Source organism: Vibrio pomeroyi (assembly GCF_024347595.1).
Taxonomy (GTDB): Bacteria; Pseudomonadota; Gammaproteobacteria; order Enterobacterales; family Vibrionaceae; genus Vibrio; species Vibrio pomeroyi.
Genome location: NZ_AP025506.1, coordinates 3,528,823 through 3,552,534, shown reverse-complemented (window position 1 = coordinate 3,552,534; position 23,712 = coordinate 3,528,823). Strand labels below are relative to the sequence as shown.

Below are 23,712 nucleotides of genomic sequence, written 5' to 3'. Positions count from 1 at the left end.
CGAATTTAAGCGATTAAACCAGACAGCGACTGCCAAAGAATACTTAGGCCAATCAGGCTGAATAGCACGCCACACAAGCCATCAATGTAGACCGTTGCTTCACTAAGTTTCTTTTGTAGAGTTTTAGTCGAAAGCATCCACGCCAATAGCGAGAACCAGAAGAGCGAAAGGCCGAATAAGATGATCAAAGCAAGGCCTTTGCCCGACAGCGACATGTCTGCAGGAACTAAGCTCGACATCAAACTGATGAAAAAAACTAAGGCCTTTGGGTTCAAAATGTTAGTCGCAAACCCTTTCGAAAAGGCCTGACGTTTATTGGTGAGAATCAGATCCTTTGAATCGACAGGATTGGTCTCATCTTCGTGATGAGTAATGATCTGCCAAGTTGCCTTTAGCGCACCAAAACCGAGATATAATAAGTAGCTACCGCCAGCTAACTGTATGGTGGCGAAAAGAGTTGGGTGCTGATGAACCAGATAACTGATGCCCGTCAGGCTCAATAATGAATGCAGCAAGATCCCGCAAGATAATCCCAGAGCAATGTATAAGCCAGTTTGTCGTCCGTGGCGTGTTGCGTTTTGTACCACAAGGGCAAAGTCAGGGCCTGGGCTCATCAAGGCAATAAAGTGGATAGAGGCGAGGGTGACTAATATGGTGACTTCATTCATATCTGTTCCAATAACTGGGCTGTTCTGTTGAGAGTTGTTGAGCGCAGCTTACCGTGATTTCGAATCTCTCAATTGTAAATTATCAACACTTAGTTAATTTTCGACGGAGAAACACCAAATGCGGTCTTAAATGCCTTTGAGAAATGGGCTTGATCGTAAAAACCGACTTGATGAGCGACCTCGGTGCCGCCCACACCTGACTTAATCAGTCGCATGCCTTGCTCCATACGTAAACGGCTTAGCCAAGCATAAGGGGTAATGCCCATTTTGTTCTTAAAGTGGCGTTGAAATTGTGTGGTGGTGAGATCGCACAGTTCAGACAGTTGCTCTAGGCGTACCGGTTGGTCGAGGTTTGCCATCAAATAGTCTTTGAGCGTGTTAACCGACTGAGTACCAAGTTGCACCTGAGTTTTCGATCCAAACTGCGCGTAACGATCAACTATTGTCGAAAAACCTTCGAACGGTAGGCAATCTTGAGCGAGTTGACTGATGTTTGGATTGATAAGCAGCCCATGAAGGTTGCACAATTGTAAAAAAGTCGCTTGATCGGAGAGGATCAACTCAGAAAAGCTTAAAGCGTGACCATTTTCTCTGTGATCGGCAAGATCGCCCAACCATTGCGGCGAGACAGCAAACACACTCACTTGGTAGCCAGATTCTAGCTTTGAATGGCCATCGTGCAGTTCATCAGGTGGCATCATCACCACTTGTCCTGCGCCAGCGTGGTAGCTCGTCCCTTTATAGACAAACTTTTGCTGACCCTGAGTGATTAGGCCGATGTGAAAGTCCAAATGATAGTGGCGTTGAAAGGCAAACTCTTGGTATTGGGCTTGGATCAGGCTGATATCTTGGCTAGGTGTCGAGTAGTAGTGGACTTTATCCATGGCATAAAAAAGCTTGGTTAAATTATCATCAATTCAACCAAGCTTATCTCTGTATTTATAGATTGTCTTGTAAAAAACGATCAGTGCTACTGTTTCGCGCGCTTGTTCTTTTTGCTGTGGCGCAGACCATCAAAGCTAAAGATAACCAGAGCGCCCCAGATGAAGGCGAAGGTGACCGCTTTGTCACTGGTAAAGGCTTCACCATAGATAAGAACCGCCAACAAGAACATCAGGCTAGGACCGATGTACTGGAAGAAGCCGAGTGTCGATAGCTTCAGGCGGGTTGCTGCGCCAGTAAAACAAAGCAGCGGAACCGTGGTGATAACACCTGCTGCAATCAGTAATAGATTGAGTTGCATCGGGTTCATCGAAAAATCTGAGGTTGGGCTGTCTGCAATAAACAACAAGTATGTTGCGGCGATAGGTAGCATCACTAATGTTTCAATGAATAAGCCAGTCTGCGCTTCTAAGCTGACCTTCTTACGCAGTAGGCCATAGAAACCAAAGCTGAAGGCTAGGGCAATGGCAACGACTGGCACTGAGCCAAACGCGATCAATTGAATGATCACGCCAATTGCCGCAAGGGCGACTGCAAACCATTGAAGCTTACGTAAACGTTCACCAAGGAAGAACATCCCGAGCAACACGTTAATCAGTGGGTTGATGTAATACCCTAAACTGGCATCGAGCATGTGATTGGAGTTTACCGCCCAGATAAAGATCAGCCAGTTAGCCCCCACCAAGATAGAGGTCGCCACCAAATAGAGCATTTTTGGCTTTGAGGTGAGGGTGTCGCGCACTTTACGCCAACTGCGGCTTACGTGTAGTAAAAAAGCGAGTAGGAAAAAAGACCATACTACACGGTGGCTGAGAATCTCAAATGGGGAAACTTCACTTAAAGATTTGAAATATATAGGGGCGATACCCCACATCGTGTAGGCACCAACTGCAAGCAAAATTCCTTGGCGCGTACGTTGTTGTTCTTCTTGTGTCATGCATCTTTCTCTAGCACTGAGTGCTTATTAATAAGATTTATAAGAGAGTTGGTCAGTATAGGAGCGTTAACCCTTTTCACCTAACAATTTGCGGTTTAATTCGCCAGCGTTCCCCTCTACAATGTGCGACTTGCTTGCGAATGATGCTTGCTGATTTCATACCTCGATTAGGAACCATAATGACCGCCACTCTGATTGCTGAGCAAATACCGACTCCCGCGAATGATGCGCAAAACATCCTCCAAGATGTGTTTGGCTATCAAAGCTTTCGCGATGGTCAGCAAGAGGTCATTGATCTGGCCGTTGAAGGCAGAGACAGCTTGGTGATAATGCCAACCGGTGGTGGTAAGTCACTGTGTTACCAGATTCCTGCTTTGGTTCGTGAAGGGCTCACTCTGGTTATCTCACCGCTGATCTCGCTGATGAAAGACCAGGTCGATCAATTGAAGGCGAACGGTGTTGCGGCTGAGTGTATCAACTCTTCAATGCCACGTGACCAGCTGATGAGTGTGTTTAATCGCATGAACTCAGGCCAGTTAAAGATGGTTTACGTGTCGCCAGAGCGTGTGTTGATGCGCGATTTTATCGAACGTCTTCAAGGTTTACCGCTTTCGATGATTGCGGTGGATGAAGCTCACTGTATCTCTCAATGGGGGCATGACTTCCGTCCGGAATACGCATCATTAGGTCAACTTAAACAATATTTCCCGCACGTGCCTTATATGGCGCTGACGGCAACCGCCGACGATGCAACGCGCAAGGACATTATCTCGCGCCTGCAGCTAGTGGAACCGCATACCTACTTGGGCAGCTTTGACCGTCCTAACATTCGCTACAATCTCGTTGAGAAGCATAAGCCCGTTTCACAGGTGGTTCGCTACTTAGAAACACAGAAGGGTAATTGTGGCATCATCTATTGTGGTAGCCGTAAGAAAGTAGAGATGGTGACTGAGAAGCTTTGTAACAATGGTATTCGTGCTGCGGGTTATCACGCAGGTATGGACACTGATGAGCGCGCTTATGTTCAAGAAGCCTTCCAACGTGATGATATCCAGATCGTGGTCGCGACCGTGGCGTTTGGTATGGGTATCAACAAACCCAACGTTCGCTTTGTGGTGCACTTTGATATTCCACGTAACATTGAGTCTTACTATCAAGAGACTGGCCGTGCTGGTCGTGATGGCTTGCCTGCTGAAGCTATGATGCTGTTTGACCCGGCTGATATGGGTTGGCTGCGTCGTATGCTGGATGAGAAAGAAGAGGGCCCACAAAAACAAGTGGAGATGCACAAACTGAATGCGATGAGTGCCTTTGCTGAAGCGCAAACTTGTCGTCGTCAGGTTCTGCTCAACTACTTTGGCGAATATCGTGAGAAGCAATGTGGCAACTGCGATATCTGCCTCGACCCACCAAAACACTTTGATGCAACCCAAGAGGCGCAGAAGGCGTTGTCTTGTGTGTACCGTGTGAATCAGTCGTTTGGTATGGGTTATGTGGTGGAAGTGATGCGTGGCATGCAGAACATCCGTGTGCGCGATAATGGTCACGACAAGCTCTCAACTTACGGCATTGGTCGCGACCACAGTCATGATTACTGGATCAGTATCTTCCGTCAGCTGATTCACAAAGGTTTGCTGTTCCAGAACATCACCCGTAACTCGACATTACAGCTAACAGAAGAAGCACGTCCGCTACTGCGTGGTGAGATGTCTTTAGAATTGGCTGTGCCTCGTTTGGATACGGCGGTGCGTAATGCTAAGTCCGATAAACTCAGCAGCAAGAACTACGATAAGAAGCTGTTTGCCAAACTGCGTAAGCTGCGTAAGTCGATTGCAGATGAAGATGGTTTGCCACCTTATGTAGTATTCAGTGACGCTACTCTGATTGATATGGCTGAAGTGCTGCCTACCTCATACGGTGAGATGCTGGCAGTAAACGGTGTTGGTCAGCGTAAACTCGATAAGTACGCGGACCCATTCTTAGATTTGATTCAAGAACACATCACGACACACGGCTAGTTTGCAGAATCGTTTAGCTTCTAAAAACGGTTAGATCATAGAAAAAGAATAAGGTTTATAGGGACATGACAACACAAACAGAATTTGGCTTAAGAGAGTATTTGGCTGAGGAAGGGCGTTTATTGATTACGTCTCCAAGTTTTGATTTTGATTCTTACGAAGTGTTAGGTGAAAAGCTGGTGGCATTGTTGTCCGCTTCTGTAGTTGAAAAGCAATGGGACGCTGACATGCACTCTTGGTTGATCGATTTTGAAGATTGTAAGATGTTTTTAAAGTCTGAACATTACAGCGAATCAATCTGGTTTGAGTCGTTGAACGCGGAAGAGAGCCGAGAAGAGTTTGATTATCTCGCAACGCTTTTCAAGCGCGGTTTCTAACGCCATTCACCAATAAAAGTGAGAATAAACGTTTGCGTCTGTTCTCACCATTGCAGCCAATATTGATTAATGTATAATCGCCCGCCGCTCAATAGAGCAAATTATAGATACATTTTTAATTCACATTATTGGTAAGAGCTTTCTTGGTTTATTAGAAGAAATGACTCGATTTGGGTTCCCTCACCCCCAAACCAAACTAAAAAGGTACAGCATGAGTAACTTTACCCCTGCGCAACAGCGCAAAGCCCTAGCACTATTAGTTTTGTTCCATTTGGTCATTATTGCGTCAAGCAACTATCTGGTTCAGCTACCTTTTACCGTTTTCGGTATGCACACCACTTGGGGTGCTTTCACTTTCCCGTTTATCTTCCTAGCGACCGATCTGACTGTACGCATTTTTGGTGCGCAGCTTGCTCGTAAAATCATTTTCTTGGTGATGTTACCTGCACTGGCTGTTTCTTACTTTTTGTCAGTGGTGTTCTTCGAAGGCTCATTCCAAGGTTTTAGCCAATTAGGTGAGTTCAACCTGTTTGTAGCACGTATCGCAGCGGCAAGCTTCATGGCTTACTTGCTCGGTCAGATTTTGGATGTGCATGTTTTCAACCGTTTACGTCAGCTTAAACAGTGGTGGGTTGCCCCTACGTGTTCAACGTTATTCGGTAATGCCATTGATACCATCGCTTTCTTTGCGATTGCTTTCTACCAAAGCCCAGATCCATTTATGGCTGAGCACTGGACTGAGATTGCTTTAGTCGACTACGGCTTCAAACTTATCATCAGCTTAGGCTTGTTCGTTCCTATGTACGGCGTGCTTCTGAACTACATTGTTAAGAAGCTGACTGCGGTCAACCCAGACTTTAAAGCGACAGGCGTTAACGCTTAGTTGCTATCGAAATGCGCGGTTATTCCCTTACTGTTAGGGATAACCGCGTTTCAAGGCTCTTTCATCTTCTGCTTTCTTACTTGCACTTCACGCCTTCTCGCTTGTATTTCACACCTTAGCTTCAATCACACTCTCGATATCCATACCTTTGTCTTTTATCGCTCTCTTGGGCGTCGATGCCGCATATTTTAAATTCTTACCGGTCACCTTGGTCACGCTTTTCTGCAGTAGAAGAGAGTTTGGGTAAGTAATGATGTTTCCTTCTGGATGTCGAATAAGGGTATGGAACATCTTTATGTCTAATATCTTGCCTTCAATGCCGTCTCCATCCGCGACGATGATTGAATCCCCAATGCGGTAAGGAAACACAAAGAAGATAAGAAAGCTGGCGGTGATGTTGCTTAAAATTGACCACTGAGCAATAAAACCTACGCCTATAACGGTGAACACCGAAGAGATAAAAATCGAAAAATTTCCGTAACCGATGCCACTGACAATCAAATACGTCGCGAACAAGAAACCGAAGTAGATGATACTAAAACAGCGGTTAATAAAAGCGGTGCGTGTAGCGTCGACGGTTTTCTTTTGCGCGAGGGTGATGATGGCTTTCTCTGTCGAGCGTTTAAGTAGCCAGTAGATGAAGATGAACAGCATAGCGAGCAGCAAATCGTACTCTTTAAGCGTTATAAAAATGGTTTCGATGTAGCTTTGCATAGTGACCTCTGAATTGTTGAGGCTGCATTATTATGGCGTGCTACTTTCAATACATCATTAAACCATTATCGTTTTATTCTCCTGCCTATTTCTCCAGTCTCTGATTACCTAAGTAGTATCTTATCTGCCAGTTAATGATTTTAACTTGCTGATATAAATAGCTTTATATTCTTGTTATATCGTCTTTATCTATAGGTAACGCTTTGATGATGAAGCTATTTGACCAGTTCGTAGAATGGCCGGCCATTCACTACTGAGTTAGATTTCTGATGATACTGATTACTTTAAAATTGGCTGTCTTCTGCTTTATGAAGCTAAGAAAACAGGGCTATTTAGACGGCATTTTAGGTGCGCGCAATAACGTGGAGCCGTCATAACTATGATGACTCTATTTATTGTTCAATTAATGATGCTCTGGCTAATGGTTGAACCTTTAGCTTCTTTGGCTTGGTTGAAAATAACCCGAAGAAGAGGCCGTTATGTACGTTGATTATATCGCGTCATTTAGCATGCTCTTGCTGCTCGAAGTTATTCTCGGTGTCGACAACATTATCTTTATCTCCATCTTGGTCGAGAAACTGCCTGTCAGGCTCAGAAGTCGCATTCGTAATCTTGGTATTGGATTAGCCGTGCTAACCCGTATTGGCTTGGTGTTTTCTGTCACTTGGCTAATGTCGCTTACTGAACCCTTTGTCACGGTGTTTGACCGAGGATTATCGGGCAAGGACTTAATCTTAATTGTTGGTGGAGCCTTCCTTTTAGTTAAGAGCTTTAAGGAGCTGTTGGGCTGGTTGCTAGTAAAAGAGAAGAAGGAGAAAAGCGCGCTTGAGAATAGTGTCACCATGATCGTGCTGCAGATTATCGCAATTGATGCGGTGTTCTCGTTTGACTCAGTGATCACTGCGGTTGCACTGGTACACAATGTCGAAATCATTATTGCAGCCATCGTTATCTCTGCGATCATCATGTTGGCGGTGGCAGAGAAGATTCAGATAACCATTACGGCTTACCCAGGCTTGAAGCTGTTAGCGCTGTTATTCCTGATTTTGCTCGGTGGATTACTGGTTGTAGAAGGGTATGGGTTACATGTGGACAAAAGCTATTTGTACGTTGCATTAGCGTTTGGACTGACACTCGAAATTTGCCATATCCTGTTAGATAGGCAGTTAACGAAAGACAAACAGTCTTTTGAACATGAATATGAACAAGATCCAGACAGCCAATTGAAAAACAGCAACGCACTATCTGGTGATATGCTCCAATGATGAACGTTGCTGGGGCGTGAGGCTAGCCTTGCCAGGTTGTCACTCTAACTCTTTAAGCAGAGGTTCGAGATTACTGTCGAAGAAGAGAGGTGAGGCGAGTTGTATTGCTTTAAGCGAAGAGTTGCCTTGCGTCGCTTTGATATAGAGCTCTTTCGCAGCACTGGCATTGCCACGAGACTCTTCAGCCTTAGCGAGCAACAAATAGGTCAGTATCGATTGGTTTTGTGGTGGCATCGACAATAAGATCTTCATCGCTTTTTCTGGGTCATCCTCAGAAAGGGCGATGATGGCGTTGGCATCATAGGCGCGTGCCAACTTCCCTTCAGCCAATAATCGCTCTAGCCTTGGCTTCGCATCTTGGTTGAGCTGGGCAATGGCCTGCTTTTTACTGCCTGATGAGGCGTAAAAGGTATTCATTATCTTGCCGATGTAGTTCGCCACGAACACAAAATCATTACTAGGGTCTAGTTCCTGCGCTTTTTCAAAGTAATCCATCACCATTGGCAGTTCTGCACGGTTATACAAAACACCTAACCCGCTGAGTGTGTACTTGAGCGCTTCGTCTTCTGTAGGTAGCTGGCTAATACTCTCTGTGAGCTCTTCTTTGGGTACTTTGATGTACAGAGAATCTAAGACGTCATCGACCATGCGATAAAGCGTGTGATGAAGTTCTGGTAGTTCTGTTGGGTAACGACGGTTGAGGTGCGATCGATCAGAGATGTTGTTGTGATAACGCATCGTGAGTCGCGTGTGTTTACCGTCTCGACTTGGACTGGTACCAAAGGTGAGCTTGATAGCAGCAATTTTCTGTAATGGCTCACTGTGTACGATACGAATGCCACTGTAGGCACTCACGTATTCAATAAACTTGGTGACGGTGCCGTAGAGAACAGGATCGGCTCTGACATCATCACTGATATCGAGCACTACATAACGAAACTCATAATGTCTGAGCTGTGTTGTTGGTGCTGCCTCTTTGTTGTTAGTACTGCTGGTAGCTGAGTAGAGGATATAGCCGGACTCTAAAACGACAATCGCACCAAGCAACAAACCAATCATCAGGTTTCTTTTACTGGGTTTCGTGTCTTTCGTTTGTTCTTCGGGATGTGCTGTAGCCGTCGATGGTGAAGGCTGCGTGGTGTTTTCTGTCGCTACAGGCTCTGGCTCTGTCGTTTGTTCAGTTTCGATCTTGCTTTGGATAACATCGGCTTCGAACTTATAACCACGCTTGGGTACAGTAATGATGTAGCTGCTGTGTTGTTCTGAGTTTTGCTTGAGGACTTTACGCAGCTCAAAGACGGCTTGGGTTACCACTTGGTCTGTGAGGATCATACCGCTCCACACGTGGTCGATGAGCTCGTCACGAGTGTGGGTCTGCCCAGGGTTAAGGCACAGGAATTCCAAGAGCTTGGTTAAGCGCTTATCAATGGTCACTGTTTTGTTGGCAAAGAGAATCTGTCCTTCATTGGGTATGAACAGCCACTCATCCACACTAAAACACGAATTTTTCTCCAACATCCCTTTCTCCTGCATCCAAACAGAGCCCTTGTAATTCCGATCTACAATATTAACTCTATTACATAATGTAATGAATTTGTTGTAATTATCTAGTGGATTATCAGATGTGTGTGATGGACTGAGGGTTTGATGCGAAAGATACAGCGGATTGTGGTTTTCGATAGACCTAAAAAAGCTCTCAATGCAGAGAGCTTTTTGGTATTACTTTGACGACTTTAACTTAGCAACGAGTGGCTTTATCTATGTGCTATTGCTCTGCAATAACAAGAGGCCAGCCGATGTCGGTTTGTCTGTTCGACTCGATCTCTAGCTCTGCAGCGGTCAGCGGGTTGTTTGCTAGCCATTGCTTAGAAAGCGTTAAGGTCAGGTTGTTGCCATCTGTCGTTAGCTTGAACTCAGGTTCTAGCGCTGGGTTACGGCGGTGGGTTAGCAAAATAGCCAAACGCAGAATACGTAAAATACGTTTACTGCTGGTACCTGAGATAGCATGTTGCTCTGGCAATGAGGTTAACTGCTCGCGGTAACGACGTGTTAATTCACCCAAGTAGTATTTCTGTGCTCGGGTAAAACCTGGCAGATCTAAGTTCTGTAGTAGGTAAGCGCTGTGCTCGCCGCCTTTTTTGAAATCGATGGTTAAACCAATTTCGTGAAGTTTGGCTGCGGTTTGTAATAGAACGCTGGCTTGAGGTTCTGACACCCAAGCTTCTCCGCCGGCTTGATCCAACAGAGTTTGTGCCACGACAGCCACTTGTTCACCGTAGCTTACGTCCATCTGGTAGCGTGATTGTACGCTCTTGATGGTACGTGCTCGGATATCGTCTTGGCGTAGCTCATCAACCATCTCGTAGGCTAGGCCTTCACGGAGTGCGCCGCCTGCGAGTGTCATTGAATCGATTTCAAGCAGCTCAAAAATCGCAATAAGAATAGAAAGACCACTTGGGAACACTAATGCGCGCTCAAGGGTCAGCCCTTCGATTTCTAGCTCTTCCAAGCGCTCAGTGATCATCGCTTGTTTTTGTAGGCGCTTAAGTTTGGCATGAGTAATAACCTCATCCATGCCTTGCGCTAACATGATTTCTTGCAGTGCTTGAACGGTACCGCTGGCACCAACACACACATCCCATCCGATATCGGTGTAGCTATCTAGAATAGGAGCCAACGTCGACTTTGCCGCTTCAATGGCGTTGTTAAAGTTGGTTGCGGTTAATTGGCGATCTTTAAAGTGGCGTTCAAGCCAAGTCACACAGCCCATTTTTAAGCTGGTTAGTGCTTTTGCTGAGAAGCCTTCACCGATGATCATCTCGGTGCTTGCGCCACCAATATCTACTACCAGTCGGCGGCCACTGCCACCCGAAGTGTGTGCCACGCCTTTATAGATAGTCGCAGCTTCTTCTTCACCAGAGATAACATTGATGTCGTAACCAAGGATTTGGTTCGCTTTCTCTAGAAAGATATCCACATTGATAGCAGTACGTAGGGTCGCTGTACCTACAATGCGGATATTTTCTTTCGGAATATCTTGCAGTCGCTCTGCAAAGAGACTCAAACAGTCCCAACCGCGCTGCATGGCTTCAGTACTAAGCGCATTATTTTCATCTAAGCCTGCAGCTAAACGCACTTTGCGCTTAATTTTAGCCATGGTTTGTACGCTGCCATCGATATGACGCACAACGAGCATATGAAAACTGTTCGACCCGAGGTCGATTGCAGCGTAAAGCGGTGGTGACACTGTTTGACTCATAAGCGACTAAGCTTCCTTGTTATGACGCGGTTGGCGTGGGCGACGGTTCTGGTTTGGTTTACGGTTACCGTTGCGTGGGCCATTGTTGTTTGAACGACGCTGTTGCGGGTTACGTGTGCGTAAGCGCAATGGTGCTGGTAGATCTTCTAGTAGTGCAGAAGAGTCGTAGTCAGACACAGGGATAGCGTGCTCAATGTATTCTTCGATAGGCGGCAAGTTGATTGCGTAATCTTCACAAGCAAAGCTGATCGAGTGACCACTTGCGCCAGCACGACCTGTACGGCCGATACGGTGAACGTAATCTTCACAATCGTCTGGTAAGTCGAAGTTGAATACGTGTGTTACTTGAGGAATGTGTAGGCCACGTGCCGCAACGTCGGTTGCCACAAGTAGGTCAACATCACCTTTAGTGAATTGCTCAAGAATCTTTTCACGTTTCTTCTGAGGAACATCGCCAGTTAGCAGGCCAACACGGTGACCATCTGCTGCTAGGTGACCCCAAACAGACTCACACTTGTGCTTAGTGTTCGCGAAGATGATAGCGCGCTCTGGCCATTCTTCTTCAACTAGCGTCTGCAGTAGTGCCATTTTGTGTTCGTTTGAAGGGTAGAACAGCTCTTCTTTGATGCGGTGACCTGTTTTACGCTCTGGCTCAACAACAACATGCTCTGGATTGTGCATGTGTTCGAACGCTAGCTCTTGTACGCGGTAAGAAAGCGTCGCAGAGAACAGCATGTTCAGGCGATCTTTTGGCTCAGGCATACGGCGGAACAAGAAGCGGATGTCTTTGATGAAACCAAGATCGAACATGCGATCAGCTTCGTCAAGAACAACAGCTTGAATGTGGTTAAGGTTAAATACCTTCTGCTTGTAGAAGTCGATGATACGGCCAGTAGTACCAATTAAGATATCTGCGCCTTCTTCGATTTTACCTAGCTGCTTGTCGTAGCTTTCGCCACCGTAAGCTAATGCTGCTTTGATACCTGTGCTCGCAACTAGAGAATCAGCATCGTTGTAGATCTGAATCGCGAGTTCACGCGTTGGTGCCATAATAATCGCACGTGGCTGGTTAGGCTTACGCCCTTCATGCTCAGGTGTTTTTAGCAGGTGGTTGAAAGTAGCAGTAAGAAACGCAAGCGTTTTACCAGTACCCGTTTGGGCCTGGCCTGCAATGTCTTGGCCGGTGAGCAGTACCGGGAGCGCCAAGGCTTGGATCGGGGTACAATAATCGAACCCTTTTTTCTCCAATCCTTCAATGACTTGCGGAAGTAAATCCAAGTCGGCGAACTTTTGCTCTGTGATATGCGTCTTTTTCATTGCTATAGAATATCAGCTTAAGCTTGCAATACGAAAGTAAATACATTCCAATAGGGCATCTATTTACTGGTTATCATCCAACCAGTTCTAAAAAATACATTGGAGTGGAAGATGAGTGATAAGATTTTGCAGCTAACTGATGACGGTTTTGATAACGATGTAATCAATGCTGCAGGCCCGGTTCTTGTTGATTTTTGGGCTGAATGGTGTGGTCCTTGTAAGATGATTGCTCCGATTCTTGATGAAATCGCAGACGAGTACGAAGGCAAGCTCACTATCGGTAAACTTAATATCGACCAAAATGCTGGAACACCACCAAAGTTTGGTATTCGCGGCATTCCAACGCTACTTCTTTTCAAAGATGGCGGCGTAGCAGCGACTAAAGTTGGTGCATTATCTAAAACTCAACTTAAAGAGTTCTTAGACGCTAACCTTTAATCAGGTCAGCATTTGAAAAGAAACCGTGCAGTTAACAAATGCGCGGTTTTGTTTTTTCTAAGCTATGGACTAGTCTTAGTTTTAGTGCTAATTTATCGCACGTTAATTGAACGAATTTCTCTTCTTGGTCGATCCTGTGACCAACTCCTTCTTAACTTAAGAAAACAGATCCTATTTTGACTAAACAAACTTCCACCACTATGAATCTTACTGAACTGAAGAACAGACCTGTGTCTGAGCTTGTTAAACTTAGCGAAAGCTTAGGTCTTGAGAATCAAGCTCGCCTAAGAAAACAAGACATTATCTTCTCCATCCTTAAAGCACATGCAAAAAGTGGTGAAGACATCTTTGGTGATGGTGTTCTAGAAATTCTTCAAGACGGTTTTGGTTTCCTACGTAGCGCCGACAGTTCATACCTGGCTGGCCCTGATGATATCTACGTATCTCCAAGCCAAATTCGTCGTTTTAACTTACGTACTGGTGATTCAATTGGCGGTAAGATTCGTCCACCTAAAGACGGTGAACGTTACTTTGCACTGCTAAAAGTAAACACTGTTAACTACGATAAGCCAGACAACGCTCGTAACAAGATTCTTTTCGAAAACCTTACTCCTCTTCACGCCAACGAACGTATGGTAATGGAACGTGGTAACGGTGCGACTGAAGATATTACGGCTCGTATTCTTGACCTTGCGTCTCCAATTGGTAAAGGTCAGCGTGGTCTGATTGTTGCTCCGCCAAAAGCGGGTAAAACAATGCTTCTACAGAACATCGCTCAGAGCATCGCTCACAATCACCCTGAATGTGAACTGATGGTTCTTCTGATCGATGAGCGTCCAGAAGAAGTAACAGAAATGCAGCGCCTAGTTAAAGGTGAAGTAGTTGCTTCAACATTCGATGAGCCAGCATCTCGCCACGTACAAGTAGCAGAAATGGTTATCGAGAAAGCGAAACGCCTTGTGGAACACAAGAAAGACGTTGTTATCCTTCTGGATTCTATTACTCGTCTAGCTCGTGCTTACAACACTGTGATTCCTTCATCAGGTAAAGTTCTTACTGGTGGTGTAGACGCTAACGCACTTCACCGTCCTAAGCGTTTCTTCGGTGCAGCACGTAACGTAGAAGAAGGCGGTAGCTTAACTATCATCGCAACAGCACTGGTTGATACTGGTTCTAAGATGGATGAAGTTATCTACGAAGAATTCAAAGGTACAGGTAACATGGAACTGCACCTTAACCGTAAGATTGCTGAAAAACGCGTATTCCCTGCGATTGATTTCAACCGCTCTGGTACTCGTCGTGAAGAGCTTCTTACGAAGAACGATGAACTACAGAAGATGTGGATCCTGCGTAAGATTGTTCACCCAATGGGCGAAATCGACGCAATGGAATTCCTTATCGACAAGCTAGCAATGACGAAAACGAACGATGAGTTCTTTGACGCAATGCGTCGTCAGTAATATTGATTAGCTGATAGTTATTAAAAAGCGCTGCCCTCGGGTGGCGCTTTTTATTTGCATTTTGTAGCGACAGCTTGCAGAATGACCAAAAGTGTTACAAGGAAGTTAAAATGCAACATGGACTGTTGTCATCATTACTCCTGTCTACTTCACTGTTATTTTCACCGGTCGGCATTAGCTATGCCACCGAGATGTCTCCAACTACAGTAGAGTCTTGGCTTGAGAATGATCAAGTAAAACTGAAAACTGCTGAATTGCTCGAGTTTGTCGTGCGTGACGAAGTGAATTCGCTACGCTTTGCACTTGAGCGCCTGACATTTCCCCAACAAGAGGTGGCTCGTTACCAACTCTTGAAGAAGCTCGAACAGCAAAAAATCGTACTCACGCCCAAGATGTCTATCTTCATTGAGCAGCAACTTGCTATCACGCCAACTTATCAAGTATTAGAGCGTGGCGATGGTTACGAGTTTACGGTCCCTGCTTTTAATTACCCTTCGATTGCTAACCGACTCATTAAGCAGTGGCGCCAAGACCAAAAAACCTTGGTGTTTGTTCTCGATGCGGAGAAACAAGATCTCAACCTGAAAGAGTGGTTATCTGGCTCTGAACACCAAGTCCAGACTCGAGAAGCGCTATTGATCCGAGAGCTAGACAGTTTGTCGCCTGAAGCGGTTGATTACCTAACCAAACAACTGACCACGTCGTCGATTGTAAGTTGGCTACCGTCTTCCGAGGTGGTGGTTCGATTAGCACAGGTGAGTGAAGACCCTGAGGTCTACAAGATCCTATGGCGTATGAAGGCGGATTATCACAGCCAAGCCGAATTGGTTCGCCTTGCTGAAACTAAACAAGCATTCGCACTTGAGCAGGTTATGGCTGCAACTAAAAATCCACGCTTGAAAGATGAAGCGATTACCTTGCTCACCAAAGTGAATCCACTCTCGGAAGAGGTAAAGCAGTTCTTAGTCTCTAGAATGGCGATTGCCGATGAAGCCTCTTTGGTTGCCCGTGAATTAGCAAAACAAGGTCATACACGATGGTTGCAAGACCTCGTGAATGATAACCCTCAGGTGAAGAGTTCTTTGATCGAGCAAGCATTACCGTAAAGTGGATTTCGGCTCTCAATAACCACATTAAAAAGGGGGATCTCAGTGTCACCCTTTTTGATATACTGAGCGCAGAATAATCAGCATGTAGAAGTCCTATGAGTTTTAAAGATTTACGCGATTTTATCGACCATCTTGAAAGTATTGGTCAGTTGAAACGCATCTCTCACCCAGTCGACCCAGACTATGAAATGACCGAGATTAGCGACCGTACTCTACGTGCTGGTGGCCCGGCTCTATTGTTTGAAAACCCAGTAGGCTATGACATGCCTGTTTTGACCAACCTATTTGGTACACCTAATCGTGTTGCTATTGGTATGGGGCGTCAGGATGTAAAAGAGCTACGTGAAGTGGGTAAGCTGCTTGCTTATCTAAAAGAGCCTGAGCCACCAAAAGGTTTTAAAGACGCTATCGATAAACTGCCAGTGTTTAAGCAAGTATTAAACATGCCAGCTAAACGCCTTCGTAAAGCGGCTTGCCAACAAGTGGTGTGGCAAGGTGATGACGTCGACCTAGATAGAATCCCCGTGATGAGCTGTTGGGCAGACGATGTCGCACCATTGCTAACATGGGGCTTAACGGTTACTCGTGGCCCAAACAAGAAACGCCAAAACTTAGGCATCTATCGTCAGCAAAAGATCGGTAAGAATAAAATCATCATGCGTTGGTTAGCCCATCGCGGTGGAGCACTTGATCTGCGCGACTGGATGGAAACCAATCCTGGCAAACCATTCCCAGTATCTGTTGCGTTTGGCGCAGACCCTGCCACCATTCTTGGCGCGGTGACACCTGTACCAGATACCTTATCGGAATACGCATTTGCAGGATTGCTGCGCGGTAGTAAAACTGAGGTCGTTAAATCAATCAGTAATGACCTAGAAGTACCAGCAAGTGCGGAAATCGTAATGGAAGGCTACATCGACCCGAATGAGTTCGCGGACGAAGGCCCATACGGAGACCACACGGGTTACTACAACGAGAAAGAAAAGCACCACGTATTTACGATTACTCATGTAACCATGCGCGAGAACCCTATCTATCACAGCACATACACTGGCCGCCCGCCAGATGAGCCTGCGGTACTGGGTGTTGCGTTAAATGAAGTGTTTGTTCCTATCCTTCAAAAGCAGTTCCCAGAGATAGAAGACTTCTACCTGCCACCTGAGGGCTGTTCGTACCGAATGGCCGTTGTGACAATGAAGAAGCAATACCCAGGTCACGCTAAGCGTGTGATGATGGGTGTATGGTCTTTCTTGCGTCAATTCATGTACACCAAATTTGTATTGGTGTGCGATGAGGATGTGAACGCACGTGATTGGTCTCAAGTAACGGCTGCGATGTGTGAACACATGGATCCGTCTCGTGATAGCTTGATGATTGAGAACACACCTATCGATTCGTTAGATTTTGCATCACCAGTGGTTGGACTGGGCTCTAAGATGGGTTTAGACATCACCAAGAAGTGGGATGCGGAGTTAGCACTATCGCCAGACGTTGAATCTGCGCCTGTAAGTAGTGAACATATTGAAGGTAACCTGGCTGAGTTAACTAAGGCTCACCCTGAAATTATTGATATTCATCTACAAAACGACAACGCCAGCATGGTTGTCGTGTCTATTGATAAGCAAGCTGCAGGTAATGGTAAGAAAATAATGGAAGCGGTTTGGTCTCAATTTGATGAGAACAAGTTTGTTATCGTGTGTGATGGTGATGTCAACGTGAGTGACTGGAATGACATCATTTGGGCGGTAACCACCAGAATGGATCCGGCCAGAGATACATTGTTCCTACAGAACGAAACTGGACACTCCAAAATGGGACTAGATGCGACCAATAAATGGGAAGGCGAATGTCTTCGCGAGTGGGGCGTTCCTATTACAAAAGATCCTGATGTCGTTAAAAAGATTGATAGCATCTGGGAACAACTAGGAATTTCATGAGCTACCAAGTAGTCTTATATCCAGAAAACATCAGTTTCACAGTAGAAAAAGGGCAAACGGTCTTGGATGCTGCGCTCAACAGCGATATCTATTTCCCAAACCGTTGCCAAGTTGGCGCATGCGCGATGTGTATGTGCAAAAAATTAGAAGGGCAAGTGAGTTACCATCTTGAACCCATGCTCACAGAGAAAGAGCAGGAACAGGGCTGGATTTTCGCTTGCCAAGCATTTGCAGAAAGTAATTTAGTTCTAACCTTTGCCGATTAAGGGTTAGTAAGAGGAAGAACATGACTATTAAATGTAAAGTGAAGTCTATCGAGCCTTTGGCTTGTAACACTTACCAAATCCTACTTCACCCAGAAACACCTGTCGCTTTTAAAGCGGGTCAGTACCTGATGGTTGAAATGGGCGAGAAAGATAAACGTCCATTTTCTATTGCAAGCAGCCCATGCCGCCATGAAGGTGAGCTTGAGTTACACATTGGTGCAGCAGAGCACAATGCTTACGCATTAGAAGTTGTTGAGGCGATGAAGAAAGCACAAGCTGAAGATGGCGATATTGCTATTGATGCACCACACGGTGATGCGTGGGTTAAAGAAGAAAGCGAACGCTCTCTATTATTGATTGCTGGTGGTACTGGTTTTAGCTACGTGCGTTCAATCCTAGATCACTGTATCGCGCAAAACAGCAAAAAAGAGATTCACTTATACTGGGGCGCAAAAGATGAGTGCCAGCTATATGCAAAAGAAGAACTAGTAGGCATCGCAGAAAAGCACAGCAATGTGCACTTTGTACCAGTAGTAGAAGAAGCGCCTGAAGTATGGCACGGTCAAACGGGTAATGTACTTGAAGCAATTACGCAAAGTTTCGAATCACTGGCTGATTTCGATATCTATATTGCAGGTCGTTTTGAAATGGCAGGTGCTGCAAGAGACCTATTTACTCAGAATAAAGAAGCAAAGCGTGACCATATGTACGCTGATGCTTACGCCTTTATCTAATAATACTCTTAGATTTTGAGTAAAAAGAGAGCAGAAATGCTCTCTTTTTTACGTTTAGGTGAACTATTAGGCAGTTAACCTCTATTTATTCATTTTTTATGAAAAAGTAGTTGCTAACCTGAGAGGGTTCCCTATAATGCGACCCACTGAGACGGCAGACGCCACAAGGCTTCAGCAAGAATCAGTAAGACGGAAAGCGACATAAAATTAATTTTCAAAAAGTGTTTGACACTGAATGTTAATTCGCTAGAATGGCCGTCCACTTCGAGAGGCTCCTTACTTAAAAGGAACGCTCAAGAAGTAAAGCTCTTTAACAATTTAAACCTATCAATCTGTGTGGGCACTCGTTGATGAATATCAAAACGTTTTATCGTTAGATAAAACAGATTCTTCGGAATCAAATTGATTTCAATGAACTGAGTGACCAATACGAATAACTTCGGTTATTTGGCACAGTCAATTCATTACCATTCTGTTGGAATGGTAATAGCTTTAAAATTACACAGTAGTTTTGAAGTCAGTATTCGTTGAGTCACAAAATCTTAAATTGAAGAGTTTGATCATGGCTCAGATTGAACGCTGGCGGCAGGCCTAACACATGCAAGTCGAGCGGAAACGACACTAACAATCCTTCGGGTGCGTTAATGGGCGTCGAGCGGCGGACGGGTGAGTAATGCCTAGGAAATTGCCTTGATGTGGGGGATAACCATTGGAAACGATGGCTAATACCGCATAATGCCTACGGGCCAAAGAGGGGGACCTTCGGGCCTCTCGCGTCAAGATATGCCTAGGTGGGATTAGCTAGTTGGTGAGGTAATGGCTCACCAAGGCGACGATCCCTAGCTGGTCTGAGAGGATGATCAGCCACACTGGAACTGAGACACGGTCCAGACTCCTACGGGAGGCAGCAGTGGGGAATATTGCACAATGGGCGAAAGCCTGATGCAGCCATGCCGCGTGTATGAAGAAGGCCTTCGGGTTGTAAAGTACTTTCAGTTGTGAGGAAGGGGGTAGCGTTAATAGCGCTATCTCTTGACGTTAGCAACAGAAGAAGCACCGGCTAACTCCGTGCCAGCAGCCGCGGTAATACGGAGGGTGCGAGCGTTAATCGGAATTACTGGGCGTAAAGCGCATGCAGGTGGTTCATTAAGTCAGATGTGAAAGCCCGGGGCTCAACCTCGGAACTGCATTTGAAACTGGTGAACTAGAGTACTGTAGAGGGGGGTAGAATTTCAGGTGTAGCGGTGAAATGCGTAGAGATCTGAAGGAATACCAGTGGCGAAGGCGGCCCCCTGGACAGATACTGACACTCAGATGCGAAAGCGTGGGGAGCAAACAGGATTAGATACCCTGGTAGTCCACGCCGTAAACGATGTCTACTTGGAGGTTGTGGCCTTGAGCCGTGGCTTTCGGAGCTAACGCGTTAAGTAGACCGCCTGGGGAGTACGGTCGCAAGATTAAAACTCAAATGAATTGACGGGGGCCCGCACAAGCGGTGGAGCATGTGGTTTAATTCGATGCAACGCGAAGAACCTTACCTACTCTTGACATCCAGAGAAGCCAGCGGAGACGCAGGTGTGCCTTCGGGAGCTCTGAGACAGGTGCTGCATGGCTGTCGTCAGCTCGTGTTGTGAAATGTTGGGTTAAGTCCCGCAACGAGCGCAACCCTTATCCTTGTTTGCCAGCGAGTAATGTCGGGAACTCCAGGGAGACTGCCGGTGATAAACCGGAGGAAGGTGGGGACGACGTCAAGTCATCATGGCCCTTACGAGTAGGGCTACACACGTGCTACAATGGCGCATACAGAGGGCAGCAAGCCAGCGATGGTAAGCGAATCCCAAAAAGTGCGTCGTAGTCCGGATTGGAGTCTGCAACTCGACTCCATGAAGTCGGAATCGCTAGTAATCGTAGATCAGAATGCTACGGTGAATACGTTCCCGGGCCTTGTACACACCGCCCGTCACACCATGGGAGTGGGCTGCAAAAGAAGTGGGTAGTTTAACCTTTCGGGGAGGACGCTCACCACTTTGTGGTTCATGACTGGGGTGAAGTCGTAACAAGGTAGCCCTAGGGGAACCTGGGGCTGGATCACCTCCTTATACGAAGATATTCACGATAAGTGTCCACACAGATTGATGGTTTAGATTTAGTTAAAGCCAGAGCTTTAATTAATAACGCAAGTTATTGATTAAAGCTTTTTGCTTTATGCTCTTTAACAATTTGGAAAGCTGACTGATTGATTACTTACGAGTAATTCAATCAAATTTAAAAGTTCTCAATGTTTATCTGCTCTTATTTAATAAGAACGGTATAAACACAACAAACACATTCAAGTGTCTTGTATTCGATTCAAACTTGTTTGAATCACATTGAGTCCGGCAAACAGTCATTGAGAATTAACCCTTCTTAATGACAACCAAAAACCTTGGTTAGTTGCCATACACAAGACCCTTTCGGGTTGTATGGTTAAGTGACTAAGCGTACACGGTGGATGCCTTGGCAGTCAGAGGCGATGAAAGGCGTAATAACTTGCGATAAGCCCAGATTAGGTAGTAATAACCTTTAAGTCTGGGATTCCTGAATGGGGAAACCCACTTACATAAGTAAGTATCCTGTTGTGAATACATAGCAACAGGAGGCAAACCGGGGGAACTGAAACATCTAAGTACCCCGAGGAAGAGAAATCAACCGAGATTCCGAAAGTAGCGGCGAGCGAAATTGGATTAGCCCTTAAGCTTTTAATGAGACAGATGAAGGCTCTGGAAAGTGCCGCAATAAAGGGTGATAGCCCCGTAATCGACATCTCATCATCAGTGAAAACGAGTAGGGCGGGACACGTGATATCCTGTCTGAATATGGGGGGACCATCCTCCAAGGCTAAATACTACTGACTGACCGATAGTGAACCAGTACCGTGAGGGAAAGGCGAAAAGAACCCCTGTGAGGGGAGTGAAATAGAACCTGAAACCGTGTACGTACAAGCAGTAGGAGCACCTTCGTGGTGTGACTGCGTACCTTTTGTATAATGGGTCAGCGACTTAATTTTAGTAGCAAGGTTAACCGTTTAGGGGAGCCGTAGGGAAACCGAGTCTTAACTGGGCGTACAGTTGCTAGGATTAGACCCGAAACCAGGTGATCTAGCCATGGGCAGGTTGAAGGTTGAGTAACATCAACTGGAGGACCGAACCGACTAATGTTGAAAAATTAGCGGATGACTTGTGGCTAGGGGTGAAAGGCCAATCAAACCTGGAGATAGCTGGTTCTCCCCGAAAGCTATTTAGGTAGCGCCTCGGACGAATACTACTGGGGGTAGAGCACTGTTAAGGCTAGGGGGTCATCCCGACTTACCAACCCTTTGCAAACTCCGAATACCAGTAAGTACTATCCGGGAGACACACGGCGGGTGCTAACGTCCGTCGTGGAGAGGGAAACAACCCAGACCGCCAGCTAAGGTCCCAAAGTATAGCTAAGTGGGAAACGATGTGGGAAGGCTCAGACAGCCAGGATGTTGGCTTAGAAGCAGCCATCATTTAAAGAAAGCGTAATAGCTCACTGGTCGAGTCGGCCTGCGCGGAAGATGTAACGGGGCTAAGCTATACACCGAAGCTGCGGCTACGTACCTTAGGGTATGTGGGGTAGGGGAGCGTTCTGTAAGCCGTTGAAGGTGGTCTGTAAGGGCTGCTGGAGGTATCAGAAGTGCGAATGCTGACATGAGTAACGATAAAGGGAGTGAAAAACTCCCTCGCCGGAAGACCAAGGGTTCCTGTCCAACGTTAATCGGGGCAGGGTAAGTCGACTCCTAAGGCGAGGCCGAAAGGCGTAGTCGATGGGAAACGGGTTAATATTCCCGTACTTCTTACAATTGCGATGGGGGGACGGAGAAGGCTAGGTGGGCCTGGCGACGGTTGTCCAGGTTCAAGTACGTAGGCGGAAAGTTTAGGTAAATCCGGACTTTCTTAACGCTGAGATACGATGTCGAGCTACTACGGTAGTGAAGTCATTGATGCCATGCTTCCAGGAAAAGCCTCTAAGCTTCAGATTGTAAGGAATCGTACCCCAAACCGACACAGGTGGTCGGGTAGAGAATACCAAGGCGCTTGAGAGAACTCGGGTGAAGGAACTAGGCAAAATGGTACCGTAACTTCGGGAGAAGGTACGCTCTTATCAGTGAAGTCCCTTGCGGATGGAGCAGACGAGAGTCGCAGATACCAGGTGGCTGCAACTGTTTATTAAAAACACAGCACTGTGCAAAATCGTAAGATGACGTATACGGTGTGACGCCTGCCCGGTGCCGGAAGGTTAATTGATGGGGTTAGACTTCGGTCGAAGCTCTTGATCGAAGCCCCGGTAAACGGCGGCCGTAACTATAACGGTCCTAAGGTAGCGAAATTCCTTGTCGGGTAAGTTCCGACCTGCACGAATGGCGTAATGATGGCCACGCTGTCTCCACCCGAGACTCAGTGAAATTGAAATCGCTGTGAAGATGCAGTGTACCCGCGGCTAGACGGAAAGACCCCGTGAACCTTTACTACAGCTTGGCACTGAACATTGAACCTACATGTGTAGGATAGGTGGGAGACTTTGAAACCGCGTCGCTAGATGTGGTGGAGTCGTCCTTGAAATACCACCCTTGTAGTTTTGATGTTCTAACGTTGGTCCCTGAATCGGGATTACGGACAGTGCCTGGTGGGTAGTTTGACTGGGGCGGTCTCCTCCCAAAGAGTAACGGAGGAGCACGAAGGTGGGCTAAACACGGTTGGACATCGTGTGGTTAGTGCAATGGCATAAGCCCGCTTGACTGCGAGAATGACAATTCGAGCAGGTGCGAAAGCAGGTCATAGTGATCCGGTGGTTCTGAATGGAAGGGCCATCGCTCAACGGATAAAAGGTACTCCGGGGATAACAGGCTGATACCGCCCAAGAGTTCATATCGACGGCGGTGTTTGGCACCTCGATGTCGGCTCATCACATCCTGGGGCTGAAGTCGGTCCCAAGGGTATGGCTGTTCGCCATTTAAAGTGGTACGCGAGCTGGGTTTAGAACGTCGTGAGACAGTTCGGTCCCTATCTGCCGTGGGCGTTGGAAAATTGAAGGGGGCTGCTCCTAGTACGAGAGGACCGGAGTGGACGAACCTCTGGTGTTCGGGTTGTCATGCCAATGGCATTGCCCGGTAGCTAAGTTCGGAATCGATAACCGCTGAAAGCATCTAAGCGGGAAGCGAGCCCTGAGATGAGTTTTCCCTGACGCTATAAGCGTCCTTAAGGGTTGTTCAAGACTAGAACGTTGATAGGCAGGGTGTGTAAGTGCTGCGAGGCATTGAGCTAACCTGTACTAATTGCCCGTGAGGCTTAACCATACAACACCCAAGGGGTTTTGTGGACTCAAAGA

General features: G+C 46.4%; 17 protein-coding genes and 2 rRNA genes. 12 read left to right on the top strand and 7 right to left on the bottom strand.

From position 1 onward, the window contains the following. Window positions 1-5: 5 nt before the first annotated feature. The 3 genes from OCV12_RS15790 to rarD all read right to left on the bottom strand — a co-directional run bounded on the left by OCV12_RS15790 (window position 6) and on the right by rarD (window position 2,547). Complete coding sequence (locus tag OCV12_RS15790) at window positions 6-668, bottom strand: LysE family translocator (RefSeq protein ID WP_132970069.1); 663 nt, start codon at window positions 666-668, stop codon at window positions 6-8. 89 nt (window positions 669-757) lie between these two features. Next, window positions 758-1,552, bottom strand: a complete 795-nt coding sequence (locus tag OCV12_RS15785) for a helix-turn-helix transcriptional regulator (RefSeq protein ID WP_239831106.1) — start codon at window positions 1,550-1,552, stop codon at window positions 758-760. An 86-nt stretch (window positions 1,553-1,638) separates the two neighbouring features. Next, window positions 1,639-2,547: an EamA family transporter RarD gene (gene rarD, locus OCV12_RS15780; protein WP_261885021.1), complete on the bottom strand. Its 909-nt coding sequence runs from the start codon at window positions 2,545-2,547 to the stop codon at window positions 1,639-1,641. A gap of 179 nt (window positions 2,548-2,726) precedes the next feature. On the opposite strand from rarD, the gene recQ reads away from it, so the two are divergent. The 3 genes from recQ (at window position 2,727) to OCV12_RS15765 (ending at window position 5,825) form a co-directional block, all read left to right on the top strand. Beyond that, window positions 2,727-4,565, top strand: coding sequence for an ATP-dependent DNA helicase RecQ (recQ, locus tag OCV12_RS15775; protein ID WP_261885020.1), 1,839 nt, complete (start codon window positions 2,727-2,729; stop codon window positions 4,563-4,565). Between the two features lie 65 nt (window positions 4,566-4,630). Continuing rightward, a complete protein-coding gene (locus OCV12_RS15770) occupies window positions 4,631-4,942 on the top strand; it encodes a DUF3630 family protein (protein WP_261885019.1) in 312 nt (103 codons plus the stop codon). 211 nt (window positions 4,943-5,153) lie between these two features. Continuing rightward, window positions 5,154-5,825 (top strand): 7-cyano-7-deazaguanine/7-aminomethyl-7-deazaguanine transporter, encoded by a 672-nt coding sequence (locus OCV12_RS15765; protein ID WP_017631682.1) that lies wholly within the window; start codon window positions 5,154-5,156, stop codon window positions 5,823-5,825. Window positions 5,826-5,933: 108 nt separating this feature from the next. Here OCV12_RS15765 and OCV12_RS15760 read toward each other — a convergent pair whose 3' ends face one another. After that, entirely contained in the window at window positions 5,934-6,539 is a 606-nt protein-coding gene (locus OCV12_RS15760; protein WP_261885018.1) for a mechanosensitive ion channel family protein, read from the bottom strand. A 479-nt stretch (window positions 6,540-7,018) separates the two neighbouring features. Here OCV12_RS15760 and OCV12_RS15755 point away from each other — a divergent pair, with 479 nt between their 5' ends. Then, on the top strand, window positions 7,019-7,804 hold the full coding sequence (locus tag OCV12_RS15755) for a TerC family protein (RefSeq protein WP_261885017.1): 786 nt from the start codon (window positions 7,019-7,021) through the stop codon (window positions 7,802-7,804). A gap of 39 nt (window positions 7,805-7,843) precedes the next feature. On the opposite strand, the gene OCV12_RS15750 is transcribed toward OCV12_RS15755, so the two are convergent. From OCV12_RS15750 to rhlB, 3 genes are all read right to left on the bottom strand, one after another. Beyond that, window positions 7,844-9,322 carry a winged helix-turn-helix domain-containing protein gene (locus OCV12_RS15750; protein WP_261885016.1) on the bottom strand — a complete coding sequence of 493 codons (1,479 nt, stop codon included), beginning with the start codon at window positions 9,320-9,322 and terminating at the stop codon, window positions 7,844-7,846. Window positions 9,323-9,569: 247 nt separating this feature from the next. Further along, window positions 9,570-11,063, bottom strand: coding sequence for a guanosine-5'-triphosphate,3'-diphosphate diphosphatase (gene gppA / locus OCV12_RS15745; protein ID WP_261885015.1), 1,494 nt, complete (start codon window positions 11,061-11,063; stop codon window positions 9,570-9,572). A 6-nt stretch (window positions 11,064-11,069) separates the two neighbouring features. After that, entirely contained in the window at window positions 11,070-12,380 is a 1,311-nt protein-coding gene (gene rhlB / locus OCV12_RS15740; RefSeq protein ID WP_017631297.1) for an ATP-dependent RNA helicase RhlB, read from the bottom strand. A gap of 111 nt (window positions 12,381-12,491) precedes the next feature. Between rhlB and trxA the strand changes: the two genes are divergently transcribed. From trxA to OCV12_RS15700, 8 genes are all read left to right on the top strand, one after another. After that, on the top strand, window positions 12,492-12,818 hold the full coding sequence (gene trxA, locus OCV12_RS15735) for a thioredoxin TrxA (protein WP_010440700.1): 327 nt from the start codon (window positions 12,492-12,494) through the stop codon (window positions 12,816-12,818). A gap of 200 nt (window positions 12,819-13,018) precedes the next feature. After that, window positions 13,019-14,278 (top strand): transcription termination factor Rho, encoded by a 1,260-nt coding sequence (rho, locus tag OCV12_RS15730; RefSeq protein ID WP_017631298.1) that lies wholly within the window; start codon window positions 13,019-13,021, stop codon window positions 14,276-14,278. 110 nt (window positions 14,279-14,388) lie between these two features. Beyond that, window positions 14,389-15,384, top strand: coding sequence for a hypothetical protein (locus OCV12_RS15725; protein WP_261885014.1), 996 nt, complete (start codon window positions 14,389-14,391; stop codon window positions 15,382-15,384). Window positions 15,385-15,482: 98 nt separating this feature from the next. Further along, window positions 15,483-17,324: a 4-hydroxy-3-polyprenylbenzoate decarboxylase gene (ubiD, locus tag OCV12_RS15720; RefSeq protein WP_261885013.1), complete on the top strand. Its 1,842-nt coding sequence runs from the start codon at window positions 15,483-15,485 to the stop codon at window positions 17,322-17,324. Next, window positions 17,321-17,590: a 2Fe-2S iron-sulfur cluster-binding protein gene (locus tag OCV12_RS15715; protein WP_060468860.1), complete on the top strand. Its 270-nt coding sequence runs from the start codon at window positions 17,321-17,323 to the stop codon at window positions 17,588-17,590. Before ubiD ends, OCV12_RS15715 begins: the two co-directional genes overlap by 4 nt. Window positions 17,591-17,610: 20 nt before the next feature. Continuing rightward, on the top strand, window positions 17,611-18,324 hold the full coding sequence (fre, locus tag OCV12_RS15710) for an NAD(P)H-flavin reductase (RefSeq protein WP_261885012.1): 714 nt from the start codon (window positions 17,611-17,613) through the stop codon (window positions 18,322-18,324). Window positions 18,325-18,868: 544 nt separating this feature from the next. Beyond that, a 16S ribosomal RNA gene (locus OCV12_RS15705) occupies window positions 18,869-20,423 on the top strand. A 365-nt stretch (window positions 20,424-20,788) separates the two neighbouring features. Continuing rightward, a 23S ribosomal RNA gene (locus tag OCV12_RS15700) occupies window positions 20,789-23,680 on the top strand. The 16S and 23S rRNA genes sit together here, the layout of an rRNA operon. Window positions 23,681-23,712 lie beyond the last annotated feature (32 nt).

Coding starts and splice junctions, on each gene's coding strand:
- OCV12_RS15790 (WP_132970069.1), bottom strand. CDS start 668: ATGAATGAAGTCACCATATTAGTCACCCTCGCCTCTATCCACTTTATT.
- OCV12_RS15785 (WP_239831106.1), bottom strand. CDS start 1,552: ATGGATAAAGTCCACTACTACTCGACACCTAGCCAAGATATCAGCCTG.
- rarD (WP_261885021.1), bottom strand. CDS start 2,547: ATGACACAAGAAGAACAACAACGTACGCGCCAAGGAATTTTGCTTGCA.
- recQ (WP_261885020.1), top strand. CDS start 2,727: ATGACCGCCACTCTGATTGCTGAGCAAATACCGACTCCCGCGAATGAT.
- OCV12_RS15770 (WP_261885019.1), top strand. CDS start 4,631: ATGACAACACAAACAGAATTTGGCTTAAGAGAGTATTTGGCTGAGGAA.
- OCV12_RS15765 (WP_017631682.1), top strand. CDS start 5,154: ATGAGTAACTTTACCCCTGCGCAACAGCGCAAAGCCCTAGCACTATTA.
- OCV12_RS15760 (WP_261885018.1), bottom strand. CDS start 6,539: ATGCAAAGCTACATCGAAACCATTTTTATAACGCTTAAAGAGTACGAT.
- OCV12_RS15755 (WP_261885017.1), top strand. CDS start 7,019: ATGTACGTTGATTATATCGCGTCATTTAGCATGCTCTTGCTGCTCGAA.
- OCV12_RS15750 (WP_261885016.1), bottom strand. CDS start 9,322: ATGTTGGAGAAAAATTCGTGTTTTAGTGTGGATGAGTGGCTGTTCATA.
- gppA (WP_261885015.1), bottom strand. CDS start 11,063: ATGAGTCAAACAGTGTCACCACCGCTTTACGCTGCAATCGACCTCGGG.
- rhlB (WP_017631297.1), bottom strand. CDS start 12,380: ATGAAAAAGACGCATATCACAGAGCAAAAGTTCGCCGACTTGGATTTA.
- trxA (WP_010440700.1), top strand. CDS start 12,492: ATGAGTGATAAGATTTTGCAGCTAACTGATGACGGTTTTGATAACGAT.
- rho (WP_017631298.1), top strand. CDS start 13,019: ATGAATCTTACTGAACTGAAGAACAGACCTGTGTCTGAGCTTGTTAAA.
- OCV12_RS15725 (WP_261885014.1), top strand. CDS start 14,389: ATGCAACATGGACTGTTGTCATCATTACTCCTGTCTACTTCACTGTTA.
- ubiD (WP_261885013.1), top strand. CDS start 15,483: ATGAGTTTTAAAGATTTACGCGATTTTATCGACCATCTTGAAAGTATT.
- OCV12_RS15715 (WP_060468860.1), top strand. CDS start 17,321: ATGAGCTACCAAGTAGTCTTATATCCAGAAAACATCAGTTTCACAGTA.
- fre (WP_261885012.1), top strand. CDS start 17,611: ATGACTATTAAATGTAAAGTGAAGTCTATCGAGCCTTTGGCTTGTAAC.